At 45.5% G+C, this 15,372-nt stretch carries 16 protein-coding genes; 15 read left to right on the top strand and 1 reads right to left on the bottom strand.

Annotated features, from left to right (window positions below; all coding sequences use genetic code 11):
* Window positions 1–15 precede the first annotated feature (15 nt).
* The 13 genes from atpG to DESYODRAFT_RS26810 all read left to right on the top strand — a co-directional run bounded on the left by atpG (window position 16) and on the right by DESYODRAFT_RS26810 (window position 11,720).
* On the top strand, window positions 16–861 hold the full coding sequence (gene atpG / locus DESYODRAFT_RS25840) for an ATP synthase F1 subunit gamma (protein WP_007787564.1): 846 nt from the start codon (window positions 16–18) through the stop codon (window positions 859–861).
* A 36-nt stretch (window positions 862–897) separates the two neighbouring features.
* Window positions 898–2,295, top strand: coding sequence for a F0F1 ATP synthase subunit beta (gene atpD / locus DESYODRAFT_RS25835; RefSeq protein WP_007787563.1), 1,398 nt, complete (start codon window positions 898–900; stop codon window positions 2,293–2,295).
* A gap of 3 nt (window positions 2,296–2,298) precedes the next feature.
* Window positions 2,299–2,712, top strand: coding sequence for a F0F1 ATP synthase subunit epsilon (locus tag DESYODRAFT_RS25830; RefSeq protein WP_007787562.1), 414 nt, complete (start codon window positions 2,299–2,301; stop codon window positions 2,710–2,712).
* A 179-nt stretch (window positions 2,713–2,891) separates the two neighbouring features.
* Window positions 2,892–3,560, top strand: a complete 669-nt coding sequence (locus tag DESYODRAFT_RS25825; RefSeq protein WP_007787561.1) for a hypothetical protein — start codon at window positions 2,892–2,894, stop codon at window positions 3,558–3,560.
* Window positions 3,561–3,664: 104 nt separating this feature from the next.
* Window positions 3,665–4,927 (top strand): UDP-N-acetylglucosamine 1-carboxyvinyltransferase, encoded by a 1,263-nt coding sequence (gene murA / locus DESYODRAFT_RS25820; RefSeq protein WP_007787560.1) that lies wholly within the window; start codon window positions 3,665–3,667, stop codon window positions 4,925–4,927.
* Window positions 4,928–5,093: 166 nt separating this feature from the next.
* Window positions 5,094–6,032 carry a stage II sporulation protein D gene (gene spoIID / locus DESYODRAFT_RS25815; RefSeq protein ID WP_007787559.1) on the top strand — a complete coding sequence of 313 codons (939 nt, stop codon included), beginning with the start codon at window positions 5,094–5,096 and terminating at the stop codon, window positions 6,030–6,032.
* A 77-nt stretch (window positions 6,033–6,109) separates the two neighbouring features.
* The gene (locus DESYODRAFT_RS25810) at window positions 6,110–6,820 is read left to right on the top strand and encodes a M23 family metallopeptidase (protein WP_007787558.1); all 711 of its coding nucleotides are present in this window, start codon (window positions 6,110–6,112) and stop codon (window positions 6,818–6,820) included.
* A gap of 171 nt (window positions 6,821–6,991) precedes the next feature.
* Window positions 6,992–7,123 carry a hypothetical protein gene (locus DESYODRAFT_RS29675; RefSeq protein ID WP_282433041.1) on the top strand — a complete coding sequence of 44 codons (132 nt, stop codon included), beginning with the start codon at window positions 6,992–6,994 and terminating at the stop codon, window positions 7,121–7,123.
* A 191-nt stretch (window positions 7,124–7,314) separates the two neighbouring features.
* Entirely contained in the window at window positions 7,315–7,563 is a 249-nt protein-coding gene (gene spoIIID / locus DESYODRAFT_RS25800; protein ID WP_007787557.1) for a sporulation transcriptional regulator SpoIIID, read from the top strand.
* 204 nt (window positions 7,564–7,767) lie between these two features.
* Entirely contained in the window at window positions 7,768–8,763 is a 996-nt protein-coding gene (gene mreB / locus DESYODRAFT_RS25795; protein ID WP_042339166.1) for a rod shape-determining protein MreB, read from the top strand.
* Between the two features lie 181 nt (window positions 8,764–8,944).
* Window positions 8,945–9,670 carry a WecB/TagA/CpsF family glycosyltransferase gene (locus DESYODRAFT_RS25790; protein WP_007787553.1) on the top strand — a complete coding sequence of 242 codons (726 nt, stop codon included), beginning with the start codon at window positions 8,945–8,947 and terminating at the stop codon, window positions 9,668–9,670.
* Between the two features lie 44 nt (window positions 9,671–9,714).
* Complete coding sequence (gene sigI, locus DESYODRAFT_RS25785; protein ID WP_007787552.1) at window positions 9,715–10,428, top strand: RNA polymerase sigma-I factor; 714 nt, start codon at window positions 9,715–9,717, stop codon at window positions 10,426–10,428.
* On the top strand, window positions 10,425–11,720 hold the full coding sequence (locus DESYODRAFT_RS26810) for an anti-sigma factor domain-containing protein (protein ID WP_007787550.1): 1,296 nt from the start codon (window positions 10,425–10,427) through the stop codon (window positions 11,718–11,720). The genes sigI and DESYODRAFT_RS26810 overlap by 4 nt, the downstream gene beginning before the upstream one ends.
* 148 nt (window positions 11,721–11,868) lie before the next feature.
* On the opposite strand, the gene DESYODRAFT_RS25775 is transcribed toward DESYODRAFT_RS26810, so the two are convergent.
* Window positions 11,869–12,993 (bottom strand): glycosyltransferase, encoded by a 1,125-nt coding sequence (locus DESYODRAFT_RS25775; RefSeq protein WP_007787549.1) that lies wholly within the window; start codon window positions 12,991–12,993, stop codon window positions 11,869–11,871.
* 149 nt (window positions 12,994–13,142) lie between these two features.
* On the opposite strand from DESYODRAFT_RS25775, the gene fabZ reads away from it, so the two are divergent.
* Together fabZ and DESYODRAFT_RS25765 are read left to right on the top strand one after the other, a co-directional pair.
* Entirely contained in the window at window positions 13,143–13,583 is a 441-nt protein-coding gene (gene fabZ, locus DESYODRAFT_RS25770) for a 3-hydroxyacyl-ACP dehydratase FabZ (RefSeq protein ID WP_007787548.1), read from the top strand.
* On the top strand, window positions 13,580–15,361 hold the full coding sequence (locus DESYODRAFT_RS25765; RefSeq protein WP_007787547.1) for an O-antigen ligase family protein: 1,782 nt from the start codon (window positions 13,580–13,582) through the stop codon (window positions 15,359–15,361). The genes fabZ and DESYODRAFT_RS25765 overlap by 4 nt, the downstream gene beginning before the upstream one ends.
* The last annotated feature ends 11 nt before the right edge of the window (window positions 15,362–15,372 follow it).

The following is a 15,372-nucleotide window of genomic DNA, read 5'->3' as shown; positions in this document are numbered from 1 at the left end:
GAGTAGGTGAACGAGGTGGCAGGAGTACGCGATATTCGTCGTCGGATCCGCGGTGTACGCAATATGCAGCAGATCACCAAGGCGATGAAAATGGTTTCCGCAGCCAAACTCAGAAAAGCCCAACAAAAACTTAGCGCTGCCCGTCCATATGCCAACCAATTACAAGGGGTTCTGGAACGTCTGGCACAAGCTCCCGGAGATACAGTTCATCCGCTTTTAGTCAAGCGGCCTGTGCAAAAGGTAGTTTATGTGTTGATTACGTCAGACCGTGGTCTTTGCGGAGGATATAATGCGAACCTGATTCGCATGACCTCCGGTTTGATTGCCGAAACACCGCAAGAAGTTAAGTTGGTGGCGGTAGGCCGCAGAGGTCGGGATTTCTTCCGACGCGGTAAAATCGAGTTTTTGGCTGAGTTTGTAGCGCTTGGAGATGAACCAAGTTATAATCAAGCGAAAGAAATAGCCCAGGAAGTAGTGCGACTCTATGAGCAAGGGGATGCTGATGAGGTCTATCTCATGTATACAGAGTTCGTAAGCGCCATTACTCAGAGACCTACACGAGTCAAATTACTTCCGATTGAAAAACCTGAAGGCAAACAAGGTAAACAGTATATTTTTGAGCCGTCTCCAGATGAGATCCTGGCAAGCTTGTTACCGAAGTATGTGGAAACGCAGATCTTCCGATCAATCCTTGAAGGAAAAGCAAGCGAACAAGGGGCTAGGATGACGGCCATGAGTTCGGCAACAGATAATGCCAAGGACGTGATTGAACGATTGTCGCTGGCCATGAACAGGGCCCGGCAGGCGGCGATTACTAAGGAAATATCTGAAATTGTCGGTGGAGCAGCTGCTTTAGAATAAGCTGCCGGAAATACCCAAAAAGGAGGTTTCGCGCCTGTGAAAAACGGCAAGGTTTTGCAAGTCTTGGGACCGGTAGTTGACGTTATTTTTGAGCCCGATGAACTGCCGGAAATATATACTGCCATTAAGGTCAAGGTTCCCGAGCAAAAAATTAATTTAACCTTAGAAGTAGCTCAGCATCTCGGGAACGATACAGTACGCTGTGTTGCAATGTCCTCGACTGATGGTTTGCAAAGGGGCATTGAGGCAATAAACACTGGTGCACCAATTACAGTTCCTGTCGGTCCGGCAACATTGGGCCGTATGGTTAGTGTTTTAGGTGAGCAAATCGATGGCGTTGGGGAGATTAACTCTGATCATACTTACCCGATTCATCGCCCGGCTCCGGCCTTTGCAGATCAAGAGCCATCTACCCGTATTTTGGAGACCGGCATTAAGGTCATCGACTTATTGGCACCCTATTCAAAGGGCGGAAAGATTGGACTCTTCGGCGGTGCCGGTGTTGGTAAGACTGTCTTAATTATGGAACTTATTAACAATATTGCTAAGCAACACGGTGGTATCTCCGTATTCGCCGGTGTTGGAGAGCGGACTCGTGAAGGAAATGACCTTTATCATGAAATGAAAGAGTCTGGCGTTATTGATAAGACTGCTATGGTGTTCGGTCAAATGAACGAACCCCCTGGAGCTCGTCTCCGTGTAGGTCTGACAGGCTTAACAATGGCAGAGTATTTCCGTGATGAACAAGGTCAGGACGTGTTGCTCTTTATTGACAACATCTTCCGCTTCACCCAAGCCGGATCTGAGGTTTCGGCTTTGCTTGGCCGGATGCCTTCGGCCGTTGGTTATCAGCCGACACTGGCCACAGAAATGGGTCAATTGCAAGAGCGGATCACCTCCACTCGCAACGGATCTATTACATCGGTACAAGCTATTTACGTGCCTGCTGACGACCTGACTGACCCAGCTCCGGCAACAGCATTTGCCCACTTGGATGCCAAAACAGTTTTGTCCCGGGCTATTGCTGAAATCGGGATTTATCCAGCTGTGGACCCCTTGGACTCCACGTCACGGATTCTTTCACCTTTAGTACTGGGTGAAGAGCATTATGCAGTTGCCCGGCAAGTTCAGCAAATTCTGCAAAAATACAAAGAGCTCCAGGATATCATCGCAATTCTGGGTATGGATGAGCTCTCTGAAGAAGAAAAACTCATTGTGGCCCGGGCCCGTAAGATCCAGCGTTTCTTGTCACAACCATTCTTTGTTGCAGAAAACTTTACGGGTTCACCTGGAAAGTATGTGCCCTTGAAAGACACAATTCGTGGCTTTAAAGAAATTGCGGATGGGAAATACGATCACATTTCAGAGGCAGCCTTCCTGATGGTAGGCCCGATTGAAGAGGTCGTAGAAAAAGCCAAGAAAATGGAGGCGTAAGCCATGGCGGGAACATTCTCTCTACGCATTGTCTCCCCAGGGGGGAACTTATTAAATGAAGATGTTGAGTTTGTTGTTTTCCCCGGCGCAATGGGTGAGTTAGGTGTATTGCCAAACCACGCGCCTTTAATTGCAGGCTTGGATATAGGCGTTATACGTTACACCCTCAAAGGTACGGTTAAACATGCTGCTATAGCCGGAGGTTTTGTCGAAGTTGTTGATAATTCGGCTATTGTCCTGGCAGACACCGCGGAGCTTGGCGAAGGAATCGATCTTAAACGTGCCATGGAAGCAAAAGAACGTGCCTTGAAACGCTTATCCGCTCGTACCAATGAAATTGATGTGCGGCGCGCTGAATATGCCTTGCGACGAGCTGTAGCACGGATCAGTGCTTCAGGTGATAAACGAATAAGCTGATACAGCTCAAACTTCATTGTTGAATGATGAAGGCCCTCTTAAATGGGGGCTTTTTTCTATGTGATAAAAAGTTTTAAATAATACTTGAATACTTGGCTAAAAATACCTTTAGGCATGTTAGCTTTCTCACTATTTGGCAAGACTAAGATTAATACCAAGAGAGAGAAAGAGGCAAAAATATGTTCAAGGGTAATAGAGGATATAATAGTTATCGAATAAGGTATATTCGGGAAATAATAATAGTTGCAGCTATAATATTAATGATCAGCTTTGCAGTTCATGCTCTAAGTGCGCTGGCACAGAGCAAAGAGACTGTTCAGATGAAAAAATCGGGAGTCCCCTTGCTCTTGAATTCAGAGTTAGTAGAGGCAGATAAAGCAGAACTCAGCCTCACTCTTTGGTTTGAAGATCGAGAAATCCCGGAGAGTATTCGGGCAACCAGACCTATACCTGAGTGGACATGGATATATAAAGAATCCCAGATGAATAGCGAAAAGGTTTCAGCTACACTAACAGGTCAGCATTTAGTCAATAAAAGTGAGGAAAGTAATCTGTTTGCATGGTATACTACAATGGTCCCGCAAATTGAAAAGGCAGGCGGGAGAATCTATTTGGATGAGCGTATTCCGCAGACAATCGATATAGCTGCCTACCTGAGCCATATTAATGCAATTCCTAAACAATGGCTTCTCTTAGGAACTATGATTTCCACAGCAGCTCATCAGGACAAAATAGATACGAGCGTTCTTGCCGGTCAAGACCAGATCAACATTCAACTATTAAGCCGGGGAAAAAGCTCAGAGGGACAATCTGTCCTGGCAATTCCTGCTTTGCTTGAGGAATTCTGAGTTATCTTGAATAAGAAAAAAGTCGAATTAGGCAGGAATAGTAATAGGGTAAAGAGAATAATAACAAGTCACAAAAAACCTAGGATAGGGGGTGTCTCCAGAATTTGAGTAAGCTTACAGTTACAGGCGGTAGACCACTGGAAGGGACAATTACAGTAAGCGGGGCAAAGAATGCTGTTCTTCCGATTATTGCAGCAAGTTTGCTATGTAAAGAGCCAGTACGGCTAGATGACGCTCCGGACTTGTTAGATGTAAATGTAATGAATCGGGTTATTTCAGCGTTGGGAGCAACTGTGGAGCGCAATGGCTCAACCCTGAACATTCATGCCCGTGAAATAGAATGTATTGAGGCTCCGTATAATCTTGTTTCTCAGATGAGAGCATCGATCGTCACTATGGGGCCGCTTCTAGCCCGAAAAGGACACGTTAGGATTTCTCATCCCGGAGGATGTGCTATCGGATCGAGGCCTATCAATTGGCATCTCAAAGGCTTAGAAGCCTTAGGTGCAGAAGTCAAAATGGATCATGGTTTTTTAGATGTATCGACGAAAGGTTTAAAAGGTGCACGCATTTACTTAGACTATCCAAGCGTTGGAGCTACAGAAAATATTATGATGGCTGCCTCAATGGCTCAAGGGACAACTCTTATAGAAAATGCGGCTCAAGAACCGGAAATTGTCGATCTGGCAACCTTTCTGAACGAGATGGGCGGTAAGGTGCGCGGAGCAGGGACCAGTATTATTTATATTGAAGGAGTTCCTGAATTTCACGGTACGACTCATACAGTGATTCCTGATCGTATAGAGGCTGGAAGCTATTTGCTTTTAGCGGCGGCAACCGGCGGGGATGTCACAGTACAGAATGTCATTGCCGACCATTTAAAGCCTTTGATTGCCAAAATGGAAGAAGCAGGAATCCGCATGATGGAACAAGACGATGGGATTCGGATCATTGGGGACGGCATCTATAATGCGGTGGATATCAAAACTCAAGTTCACCCTGGATTCCCGACGGATTTACAAGCACCCTTTATGGCGTTTTTGACCAGAGCAAAGGGTACGGGCTTGATTACAGAGACCGTCTTTGAAAATCGCTTTATGCATGTTGATGAGTTAAAACGCATGGGCGCGGATATTAAGATTGAAGGACGAAGTGCCATTGTTCAAGGAATACAACGTTTAAACGCTGCGCCGGTAACCGCAACAGATTTACGGGCCGGAGCAGCTTTAATCCTGGCAGCCTTGACGTCTGAAGGTACAACAACCATTCGGGGGATTCATCACATTGATCGGGGTTATGAAATGGTAGAAGAAAAACTATCCCGATTGGGCGCTAATATCATTCGCGAGGAAGAGGAAGTTTCATAGTACGATTCTTTTTTAATATTCTCGTAGGGCAATTCATGAATTTCTCCCTCTAAGGAACAAGAGTAGGAACAACTCTTGTTCTTTTTTCTTTATTTCAATCTCAGCCATATTCCAGAATCCTCTTGCATAGATTTAAGCAAAATGCTTGTACTGCAGGAGGTTTTCAATGAAAAAAGATTGGCTATGGCTTATTGTATTATCACTCTGCATTGTATTTGTGATTCCATGGAGTGTTATGCGTTGGCAAAAGGAAAAGGTTAATACGGATGAGCTTCAAATTAGAGTATTGATGCCTAACGGAAACGTAGAAAAGCTACCCCTTGAAGACTATCTGATGGGGGTCGTGGCGGCAGAAATGCCCGCAGCGTTTGAAGTTGAAGCCTTAAAGGCTCAGGCGATTGCATCCCGGACCTATGCAGCAAAACGAATGGCTCAAAAGAATCATTCAGAGGTAGGGTATGATGTAGATACAACGGTGCAGACACAAGCGTGGTTATCAGATGCACAAATGAGGAAAAACTGGGGATGGGTTAATTACTGGAGATATCACAGCAAAATCCAAAAAGCAGTCCAAGAAACACGAGGGATGGTCATAGTATTCAATGGAGATTATATCGAGGCGTTCTATCATAGCAGCAGCGGAAGAAAACCGACTGAACGATCAGAAGAAGTATGGAGTTCATCCCGGCCATATTTGCAAAATGTAAGTTCGGAAGAAGAAAATGTTCAGCGGTATGTTAAAAAGATTTCCTATACTCCTCAAGAACTATATAAGAAGCTGGGGCTTAAAGAGTCACCAAGGGCCTTAACTGCAAAGGATTTTCAAGTACTGGCACGGACTTCGGCCGGGAGAGCCAAAAGCGTACAAGTATTGGGGAAGGTGTATACAGCACCCCAGCTCCGAACATTATTAGGGCTTACCTCAACAGATATTGAATGGGATATTACCCCCGAACGCCTGACATTAACAATGTATGGCAACGGACATGGGGTCGGAATGTCACAATGGGGAGCTAATGACCTGGCAAAAAAGAATAGCAAAGTGGAAGAAATCTTAGCCCACTTTTATCCGGGCACAAAGCTTATAGCTATAGAGAATATGTAAGGAACTCATAGATCAGGCGTATCTATTGAGTCTAAAACCATCGACATTCGGCAAAAATATCCTTAGAGGTGAGTTGAATGAACCGTTGGCAATTACCGAAGGGACGAATTTTAGCCTGGAGTTTTATTCCTGTATTGGTAGGTCTAATCGTGTATAGTGGTTATCGAGGTACAGTATCGAATAGTTCCTCAGATGTTCCACAAGGTGTAATGAATGAGTCTGCTAATTCTGCTAATGAAATACCCGTACCTGCTCCTCAGAGCACAGGAGGTACTATAGTTAATGTTATTAAGCCAAATCAGCAAGAAACACATTTGGACAAAATTACACAAGAACGTCAATTTGAGAGAGAGCTCGAATTAGTATTTGGTCAGCATAAGCCAGTCGCTGAGTCTCTGGAGCTTAAGAACTTTCCAAGCCCGGTAGAGGGGAAGGTTATAAGAAATGTTGGCAATTATTACTCCAAAGCATTTAAGAATTACATCTTTCATGCAGGCATAGATTACGCCTTATCAGAAGGAACCGTGATCCGGGCAACACGGGGAGGGAAGGTCGTATTTGCCGGACCGGATGCATTCCTGGGTCAGAAGGTGACTTTAGACTGCGGAGAGGGATGGTTTGTTACGTATGGAGGCTTAGATAACCTTCGTGTACAGGAAGGTGAGGTTGTTGAAAGCCAGGATGCGCTGGGGCAGATTGGATTTTTCCCAGGGTCTGAAGGAGAAAGTGATCAGCCTCAGCTGCATTACGAAGTGTGGCACGACGGACAGGTGCAAAGGCCTTCTTAGGAGCAGTCGATGAAGTACCATACTTTGAAAAAGTAAAGTCTCATTTTCATTCTCTGGTGGTGCCACCTTAGCGGCATGGGCGGCCACTCTGAAAAATTAAAGCCCCTAAAAACACGCGGAAGAATCCCCAGACCCGCAAGCAGGGCAGCTTCGTCCACAGAAGCGAACCCATTGCATGGAGAGGCGGTAAAAGCCCACAAGACGGTGCGGGGAGACGGAGACACGGGTTCACATCAGGTATTACCCGGAGGTTTGGCGGAGTCCCGCACCGGCGAGTGGGTGAGCCTCGGAATGCTGCGGTGAGCGGATGTGGGCGAAACTGCCCGACCCGAGGGACCTATTTTCATCCTCTGCTGGTGCTATAGCAACAGCATGAGCGACCACTCTAAAAAACAACACAGTATTTACCAAGTGAGGACATCCTTTTATGGATGTCTTTTTTTGTTGAGAATGCATATAAATGTACTACAGTTGTGGACGAAGGAGGGCTCTGCGTGCAAGAATACATACGCAAACGGGTGCTCGATATTGGGACTTACATATTAGAATCGAGTGCAACCGTTCGGCAAACGGCTGATGTCTTCGGAGTATCAAAAAGTACAGTTCATAAAGATGTCACAGAACGTTTACCATTAGTCAATGAAAAGTTATCCATGGAAGTAAAGCATATCCTTGAGACGAACAAAGCAGAAAGGCATATTCGGGGAGGAGAAGCAACTCGGAAAAAATACCAAGAAAGCTAGAGAAAGGAAAAACTTGGCTGAAAAAGGGTGAAGAAGATAAGTATTTCAAAAAAAACTTAGAAAGCAAAAGGGATTAGGGATTTTATCACGAATGAATCTATACGGATGATAAGTAGCGAATCTCCCGAGAGGGAGATTATGCTATTTGTTTATAGTATTATATAAATGGACAAGCTATTGATGACGAAAGGGGTATCTTCGGCAATGTTTGGAATCGATTTTGGGATAGATTTAGGAATAGATTTAGGTACGGCGAGTGTTTTAGTTTATGCAAAAGGAAAAGGGATTGTTTTACATGAACCTTCCGTAATTGCGATTGACCGAATTACGAATAAACGAATTGCTGTTGGAGAAGAAGCCAGGCTAATGATTGGCCGGACTCCAGGTAATATTGTAGCCGTACGACCAATGCGTGACGGGGTCATTGCAGACTATCAGACGACAGAGCTGATGTTAAAATATTTCTTGGAGAAGGCAGGCGCTAAGAGATGGCCATTTTTCAGAACGCGTGTTGTTGTTTGCATTCCTTCGGGAGTAACAGAAGTAGAGCAGCGGGCAGTTAAACAGGCAGCCTACCAAGCCGGAGCCAAAGATGTAAAAGTGGTCGAAGAACCATATGCCGCCGCCCTGGGTGCCGGTTTGGATATTTCCGGGCCGACTGGCAGCATGGTGGTTGATATAGGTGGCGGAACAACAGATATCGCGGTTCTGTCCCTGAACGGGATTGTCGCAAAACGCAGTCTTCGAGTTGGCGGAGACAAGTTTGATGAAGCTATTAGCCGTTATATTCGGCGGGAGCATAATCTTATGATTGGAGAACGCACTGCTGAAGAAATAAAGATAGCAGTTGGTTCCGCTGTTTCTGAGGGTAAGCCGTCCGCATACATTGATGTCCGGGGACGGGATCTGATCTCGGGTTTGCCCAAAACGATCAATGTGAATTCCCATGAGTGTTTCGTTGCCCTTGAAGAATCGATTGATGCGATCGTCGCTGGAGTTAAGGAAGTTTTAGAACGAACACCACCGGAATTGTCCTCAGATATTCTTGACAAAGGAATTATTATGACGGGCGGAGGAGCCATGATGTACGGCTTTGACACACGTCTGTCTCGCGAAACAGGGCTGCCCGTCAGCTTAGCTGAGGATCCAATTTCCTGTGTAGCCTTAGGAACAGGTAGGGTATTAACAGGAAAGTTTTAGGTGCAGTGAAACGATAATAATCAGATATGAATTAAACAGTCCGAGGTTACTAGTCAATCCGAATACAATTCTTTCGGATGTGGACTCTTTCCTTGGACTTTAACATTAGAGCCGGGATCCAAGGAGTTTGTGCAGGTGAACATCGGGAATCATGTGTAAAGCGGAAAGGAAAGAAATTATCGTGAGGGTCGATATTCTTGGTATCACCGTAGATAACTATTCTATGCAAGAAACCATTGAGAAAATCAGTAAGGCGGTTGAGGAACATGCTGCAATACGTGTGGTTACCGCCAATCCTGAAATGATCTATGCAGCCGGCCGGGATCAACAGCTTAAGAAAGTCATCAATTCGGCAGATATCGTAACAGCTGATGGGATAGGTGTCGTTTGGGCTGCCGGCTGGTTAGGGAACCCCCTAAAAGAACGAGTGACTGGAATAGATCTGGTTCAAGCTTTATTTCCCGCAGCGGATCAGCATAAATGGCGGATTTTCTTTTTAGGCGGGAAACCGGGGGTAGCTCAGCGTGCAGGAAACCAAGTTGCCCGGAACTATCCCGGAATCATTTGGGAGGAGTTCCACGGTTATTTTAACTTGAAAGAAGAAGTGCAGCTCTTGGAAAAGATCCGATGCTTTCAACCAGATATTCTTCTCGTCGGATTAGGTGCTCCGCGTCAGGAATATTGGATTGCAGAGCATCTCGAATTAGCAGCTGTAAGTGTGGGGGTCGGCGGCAGCTTGGATGCCCTGGCAGGGGATGTTGTTCGAGCACCTGAACGGGTTCAAGAGTACAAGCTGGAATGGCTGTATAGGTTGTGGAAAGAGCCCCGGCGCTGGAAACGTCAAAGCGTGTTACCCCGCTTTGTGATAAAAGTACTTTGGCAGAAGTTGATGCCTAAGACCCCCTAAAAGAGAGAATTTGTTTCGTAGAGGTGAGTAGGAGGAAAGAAAACATGCCAGAATGGGAAGATGGATGTTCTTGGCAGCGTTTGAAAGAGGACTCAGAAGCCAGAGAGGCTTTCTTAGCCGAATCTCAAGCGTTTATTCGTCATGTTGCTAGCCAAGCATGTTTTCGCTCTCTGGAATGGGGTCGAGATGACGAATTATCAGAAGCGTTGATTGCTTTTAATGAAGCGATTGACCTATTTGCAGAAGATAAAGGAGTACCCTTTTTAGCCTATGCACGGGTATTGATGAAGCGAAGGCTAATTGATTATTATCGAAGGCAGCGTTTGCGGCAGTCAATATCTCTCGATCAAGATGATATTGGGCGCCGGGTCGATGTTCATCTTGGTTTAGATGATTTTCGAGAGCAAGAACAAAACTTTGAGCGAGCGGAAGAAATTCGACAATTTTCTAAAGCATTGGCTGTTTTTCAGCTTAACTTTCAGGATTTAGTAGAAGTATCCCCTAAACATCGAGATTCCCGTGAGACATTACTGAGGGCAGCTAGAGAATTGGCCTTTGATCCTGAGCTGTGGCTTCAGGTGGAACGTAAAGGAAAAGTTCCTATGCAGGCCTTAGGGCTGAAAACCCAAATTCATCATAAGGTATTGGAACGGGGGCGGAAGTATATTTTAGCGGTAGCCTTACTTCTTGCGAACCAAAATGATTATGTCTATTTACGGGAGTATGTCCTCCCGCGGGAAAAGGGGGCGATGGGATGAGTAAAATAAAAGCTGTAGTTTTAGAAAAATCCGGATCCCGTTATACAGTCCTCGATAAAAATGGAACATTTCGTCATGTTAAAAGAAAACAAGATGCAGAGGTAGGAGAAGAAATTGAACTGAAACTTGGCTTTGAGTGCTTTAAAGGATGGCGTGCCTGGGTTGGAGTTGCGGCAATTTTTCTTATGGTTTTAACGACAATAGTTGGCTGGAACTTGTATCAAGTGCCCACTGCAGTAGCCTTGCTTTCAGTCGATATTAATCCCAGTTTGCAATTTACGATAGATGGCAAGAGGAATGTACTTGAAATTAATACTCAAAACGAGGATGCTGAGCGCCTGATAAGTAAGATTGACCTAAAAGGAAAACCCATTGATGAAGTCTTGGGACAGATTGTAACCGAGGCCTACAATCAAAAGTTTTTAAAGCCTGAACAACCTTGGGTTGTAGTGGGTTATTCTTCGCTGATTGATGACGGTTTAGAGCAAGCCGCTAAAGGTCTTAACGAGAATCAAATCATCTCTTGGCTGTCAGTAAATACTAAAGAAAATGGATTTACCCCGCAGGTTGCTTTCTTCTCTGTAACAACTCAAGATCGGGAGCTTGCCGAAAAAGGAGATCTGACCATAGGTGAGTATGCATTATGGCAGACTGCTGTAGAAGCGGGAGTAGAGACTCAACCGGAAAAATTAAAAGAGACGACAGAACGGGTCCGGTTGCTTGAAGACTCAAAAGTTCGTGCTAAGGTTAAAGAGAAGAAGGAGACAGATGCCTATGCTGCTTTATCTAAAAAGCAGATTCCTGAGCAGGATAAGGCTAAGTCTAAGGATGCAGTATTGCAGAAATACAAACAGGGGATAGATCAAAGAAATAAACGTGACAAAGCTAAAGAGGAAACTAAAGGAAACGGGATAAATAGAGATAAGAAAGCCGACAGGGATAAGGACAGAGACAGCGACGAGGATAAGCAAAGATCCAGGGGAAGCCAGAGAAACGATAACAAAAATAAGGGGGAAGACTCAGAGAGAGGAAAGGAAAAAGGACAGGAGTCTAGGAGAAAAGAACCGGAGTCTATGAAAAGAGAGCAGGAATCCAAGAAAAAAGACGTTCTGATAAACACGGGTGATAAAGCAAGAAACCCTTGGCTTAATGATCAAAGCTTCTCTAGAGAGAGGGTATCTCCCATAATCCCGGTTCCTAAAACTTCAGATAAGAAAGGTAGCATTGGAAAAAACTCTCAATTGAGATGGGAAACTTCAAGATCCCAAAAGACCTACGGTCAAACCAGGTAGACTATCTCCCAAACCGAGAATGGCCAATGGGATTGGCCTTAGCAGAAGGAATATGACTGCATGTCAAAAGGTTGAGCAAACAGCTCAACCTTTTGACATTTTAAGAGCATCTCCCCGAAATCTTCTTAGCTGACCGGCTGTGCTCAGGTCAGGGAGCTGTCTTAGCAAGCATACGAGTGTATACTTGCTCTGTTGCTCTGACCATACTATCTATAGAAAACATAGGCCAGCGGTTTTGCCCCCCATGAACAAGAGACTCAGCCAAAGCAGGATTCTCAAGAATAGAAGCACATGCTGCGCTTAATTTCGGTACGTCCCCTGGGGGAAAGAGCAGCCCGTCTACGCCGTCGCGGATGAGCTCCGGAATTCCTCCGACAGCACTTGCTGCAATCGGGACCCTGGCTTGCATTGCTTCGAGCAAAACCAGCCCCATACCTTCACTAACTGAAGGCAAAACAAAAAGGTCCATGGCGGGTAGTGCTTCATAGGCTGAAGGGAGATAGCCGGTAATGGTATGGGGAAGATTACTCTCTTGTAGTGCCCGGGTTAAGTTTTGGCGCAGGGGACCATCTCCTATGAGCAAGAGGTGGAGGTTGGGAAATTTAAAGCGCAGTTGACCGGCGGCCTGGATCAGATATAGTTGCCCTTTAGTGGGATGAAGGCGGCCGATGGTTCCCAGAACAAGAGCATCCGTCGGGATACCCCATTGCCGGCGAAAACGATGTCGGGAAGAAGAGGGGTCGTCAAAGGTAAGGGAGGGATGACCATTATAAATGGTTAATGGATTTCTCCCGCCTCTCAAAGCAACTTCTTTTGCCAGGTGCTCTGATACAGTGATAATCCCGGATGTTAAGGGGAGAGTCAGACGATCAAGAAGCAGAGCTATTTGAGCAGACCAAAGAGAGAGGTAATCGTGAGCTAATGAACTATGAACGGTGGTTAAGCTGGGGATACCTAACCATTTAGCACTCAGGCGCCCGAGAAGATTGGCCCGGGAGCCATGGGTGTGAATCAGGTTTATGCCTTGTCTCCTTGACCAGCGAATGAGGGCGGGAATGGGAGAAATGTCAAGTGGGAAGCGCATCGGGAACGTATGGGTTGGGATCTTATGATCAATGGCCAGGTCAGAGAAAGGACCTTGAGTCAGGCAGACAAGATAGGGATCAAAGCGAGTTTGGTCTATACCATTAAGCAGAGATAACACATGTTGTTCCGCCCCACCAATTTCTCCGCCGCCAATAATATGTAGAATCTTGTATTTTTTTTCATACACCGGCTATCTTCCCTTCAGGCCAAAACTTGGATATACTGTTTTCATGAGTTAAATGCCTTGTATATACAATCATCATAAGACATAATGGTCCATATCTGCAAGCCGTACTCGTGGCTTGAGGTTTGAGGTTAATAAGGAGGAATTTTTCAGTGTTAGAAAACCAAGAAATTCAGGAGATTATTCCACATCGTTACCCCTTTCTATTGGTCGATCGAATTCTAGAAATAGAAGTAGGTAAAAGGGCTGTAGGAATTAAGAATGTTACCATAAATGATTCGTTCTTTCAGGGACACTTTCCGGGTCATCCTATTATGCCAGGAGTTTTGATTATGGAAGCACTTGCTCAAGTCGGATCTGTCGCGATCCTTAAACAACCGGAATACGAAGGCTGCTTAGGGTTGTTTGCCGGCTTAGATGATGTTAAGTTCAAAAGGCAAGTCATTCCAGGAGATCAGCTTCGCTTAGAAGTGGAACTCGTCAAGTTAAGAAAGACATACGGAGTCGCCAAAGGCGTTGCCTATGTCGGAGATGAGCTGGCGGCAGAAGGAACCCTTAAATTCTTCCTGGAGAGGAAGAAGACTGCCCAGTGATTGGGTTATCATTACAACATGACAGCAGAGCTAGGAGCAGTAAAGCACGCCTCCTGGCTCTTTTTTTAGGATTTAGTGTTTTCATACACGGCCTATATTACCCCCAGGAATGGCTTTTATTTGGATTTGTTCTATCGGCTTACGCTCTATGGGTTCATCTGCCTAAAAGGTCAGATCTTGGCTTAAAGAAACCGTTTGCGTTTGGCCAGACAGATTATCTGTTTTTAGGACTGCTTTTTTTTTCGTTAGTGGGAATTCTTCATCCTGTCAGACTTGTGGATGGACTGCTTGAAGCCTTGCAGTGGGGAATTCTTTGGTTGGTCTATCGTTTGGGGATTCAAATTTCTTCCGACGAAACCGTAAAGAAGCAGCTAATGCAATATATTGAGTGGCTTGCTGTTGGGATAGCTCTTATTGGCTGGCTGCCTTGGGTGAGCAAAGTAGGGGGCAGATTAAGTTCTGTCTTTGGTTATCCCAATGCAGCTGCTGCATTCCTGGGAGCGGTGCTCTTAATTCATCCACGCAGAAGGTTAATTTTTATCTGGCTGGCAATTTCTCTTTTAGGAACAGGATCCCGCGGGGCAGTTGGCTTGTTCCTTATAGTTTTTATTGGGCGATTGTGGATTGGCCGGACATTTCAGAGTAAAGTGACAGGAAGGATAAACTATTTTAAAGGGATGGTCAGACTTTTAGTGGGGGGCGCAGGAACAGCTCTTATGCTCTGTTATTATAGACCAGCTTGGGAGAATCTAACTGCTTGGGGCTTTTCTACTTCAAGTTGGCAGGAAAGACTTATTTATTTTAAAGATGGGCTTAAGCTGGCTTGGAATTCCGGTGGTCTTCCCCAAGCCGGTGGATGGTGGGCGTTCCCTACAGTTCAAACCTTTCCATATTGGACAGCGGATCCCCATTCGGGTTTTATCCATATTTTGCTGAACCAGGGAGTTCCCGGACTTATGGGGGTAGGGATCTGGGGTGGTCTTGTGTTGGCTCAGGCTTGGATGACCTGGAGAAATAATCGAATGCCGGCTAACTCAAGGCTGGAATTGGAAGAATCTAAAACTCGTCTTCAAGTATGCAGCGCTTTAATTTTTTTAGTATTACATAGTTTGGTCGATGCAGATTTTTCCTTTGGTGCTTTAGGAAGTTTGTTTTGGCTGCTTTTCGGCAGTCTGCAGATAGGAAACGATCCTTTTAAAACGAATTTTTCAAAACCAAACCAATTACTCTACTCAGTTGGCAAGATGGGGATTTTAGGCCTGAGTCTGACCGTCTTTCTAAGTTGTGGGGCCGGCCTTTTGAAGCCGGCACTCCTAAAGAGTGCACAAATTTGGAATGCACAGGCCGTTCAATACGGCGAGCAGAACCCTAACAAAAGCAGCGAACTTTGGGGCAGAAGTTTGAAGTGGGATCAAACTCAAATTGAGGCGCGTCGGGAGGTTGCAGAGTACTTACTTCAAACAGGGAACCTGGAGGCCGGATTAGAAAGCGTCAAAGAAGTTCTTAGCTGGCAGCCTTTCGAGTTAGGAGCGTATGAATGGGGCCAGTCAGTCGTTTGGGATGCTGCGGAAGTATATCGTCAGGAGCATCCCGAAACCGTAATGCTCCTTTATCGCTGGGTTGAAAACGTGCCCGGAACGATTGAGGGGAGGTTGGTTAACCTCAATAGTTCGGAGCGAAGGCTTTGGCAGGGACACAAGAATTTTTTGCCCTCTCAACATATACAACTTCTTGCAGAATATGCTCGGCAAAGACAACTCACACAACTCTTGCCCTGACATAAGTTGTG

It is taken from the genome of Desulfosporosinus youngiae DSM 17734 (assembly GCF_000244895.1).
In the GTDB taxonomy this organism is placed as follows: Bacteria; Bacillota; Desulfitobacteriia; order Desulfitobacteriales; family Desulfitobacteriaceae; genus Desulfosporosinus; species Desulfosporosinus youngiae.
The sequence above is the reverse complement of the archived record's forward strand: the minus strand, read 5'-3'. Positions and strand labels throughout refer to the sequence as shown.

Excerpts from the sequence above, each read along its gene's own strand:
- DESYODRAFT_RS25810 (WP_007787558.1), top strand. The coding sequence starts at position 6,110 with ATGAACCGTTGGCAATTACCGAAGGGACGAATTTTAGCCTGGAGTTTT.
- DESYODRAFT_RS25830 (WP_007787562.1), top strand. The coding sequence starts at position 2,299 with ATGGCGGGAACATTCTCTCTACGCATTGTCTCCCCAGGGGGGAACTTA.
- sigI (WP_007787552.1), top strand. The coding sequence starts at position 9,715 with ATGCCAGAATGGGAAGATGGATGTTCTTGGCAGCGTTTGAAAGAGGAC.
- mreB (WP_042339166.1), top strand. The coding sequence starts at position 7,768 with ATGTTTGGAATCGATTTTGGGATAGATTTAGGAATAGATTTAGGTACG.
- DESYODRAFT_RS25825 (WP_007787561.1), top strand. The coding sequence starts at position 2,892 with ATGTTCAAGGGTAATAGAGGATATAATAGTTATCGAATAAGGTATATT.
- DESYODRAFT_RS26810 (WP_007787550.1), top strand. The coding sequence starts at position 10,425 with ATGAGTAAAATAAAAGCTGTAGTTTTAGAAAAATCCGGATCCCGTTAT.
- spoIID (WP_007787559.1), top strand. The coding sequence starts at position 5,094 with ATGAAAAAAGATTGGCTATGGCTTATTGTATTATCACTCTGCATTGTA.